Below are 1,546 nucleotides of genomic sequence, written 5' to 3'. Positions count from 1 at the left end.
TTGTGTATTGTTCCTTATGTTACATACACGCAGTTTAATAAACATATCTATTTACACACTACAGTGCTCCATTAAAAAGCCATAGTAAAATTTCCTATTTTATACTTTTTTACAAAGACTTCATTCTTATGACCTTATAGACAGCAAGCTAGAAAAAGCGCTTGATATTCAATTAGGTAAGTATAAAAAAGAAAAAAATTGCAAAGGCATGTTGACATTGGAAAGGTGTGCTGTTAGAAAAGTATCAAGTGTGTAGAAACACTTAGCGTTAAGCGGATAGGTTACGAAACAGCCTCTCCCATGTCTTTAAAATACTGACTTTCTTTTATGCTTTAAGAGCGTATAATGATTTATGTCGGGTGTGGTTATGCCATACAATACCCTTTTTAGGGGAAAGCATACAGCGGACTTAACGCCGTGTTTCTAGCGCCCGACGCCCTTATAGGGTGTTAATAGAAACCTCATTGCGTTAAGGATTACTAGCATGAACGCTATAGTTAAAAATCAAATGACCTCCATTATTGCTACTGTTGCAAATGACAACACCCCCTTTCAAAAGAAAGATCTTGCAAAAAAATTTAAATTAACAAATGAAATGAAAACAGTGAAAGATCTTTTAAGTGATCGAGTTCGAACCATTTATCGCATACGTGCATTAAGGGACTTTGGTAATGTAAAAGCGGATGACTTGGGTGGTTTTATAGAGCATGAGGGCAATTTAAGTCACGAAGGGGATTGCTGGGTTGGTGGTAATGGATGGGTTTATGATGATGCCTATATTTCTGATAATGCTCAGGTTTTTGGTAATGCTGATGTTTTTGGTAAGGCGTGCGTTTGTGACAATGCTCAGGTTTTTGAATATGGTAGTGTTTACGATAATGCCAAGGTTTATGATAATGCCAAGGTTTTTGGTTCTTCTTACGTTTACGAGAAAGCCCGCGTTTTTAATAATGCCGAGGTGTGTGATAAAGCAGTTATAAAGGGGAATGCCAAAGTTTGTGGTCAATGCTAGCATTTGTGACAATATCATAATCAATGGAAATGAAACGATTTTAGATCAAATTGCGTAAAAAAGCAGTGGTGTGGCGGCGCGGGGGGCGCCTGTTTTAAAATAGAAAAAAGAAAGCCATGTCATTTGCGTGATGTGGCTTTATGTTTATCAAAAGATAAAAAACATAATTTTATATGTTAAAAAACAATAATATCCTTTTGAAATAATTGAATAAATATGCAAATTATGCTAAGATTTTGCATGTATAAAGTGCAAATCTAATGGGGCTACAAATATGCTAAATAAAGTGATGTTAATCGGGCGCCTTGGTGCTAATCCCGAAAGCAAAACAATGACTTCTGGTGCAGAGATAGTCAATTTTAGTATAGCAACGTCTGAGAGCTATACAGATAAAAAAACAATCAAAAAGTAGAGAAAACAGAATGGCATTCCGTGGTGATTTTTAATCCACATTTGGCAAAAATTGCTCTTCAATATCTAAGTAAAGGTTCAAAGGTTTACATAGAAGGCAAATTACAGACACGCAAATGGCAA

The 1,546-nt window shown here is 35.6% G+C and carries 1 protein-coding gene and 1 pseudogene; both read left to right on the top strand.

Annotated features, from left to right (window positions below):
- The first annotated feature begins 484 nt into the window (after positions 1–484).
- Entirely contained in the window at positions 485–1,012 is a 528-nt protein-coding gene (locus MCO_RS09470; RefSeq protein WP_007554212.1) for a hypothetical protein, read from the top strand.
- A 274-nt stretch (positions 1,013–1,286) separates the two neighbouring features.
- Positions 1,287–1,546: pseudogene (gene ssb, locus MCO_RS09465) on the top strand (single-stranded DNA-binding protein); the annotation flags it as partial.

Source organism: Bartonella sp. DB5-6 (genome assembly GCF_000278115.1).
Lineage (GTDB): Bacteria > Pseudomonadota > Alphaproteobacteria > Rhizobiales > Rhizobiaceae > Bartonella > Bartonella refiksaydamii.
The sequence above is the reverse complement of the archived record's forward strand: the minus strand, read 5'-3'. Positions and strand labels throughout refer to the sequence as shown.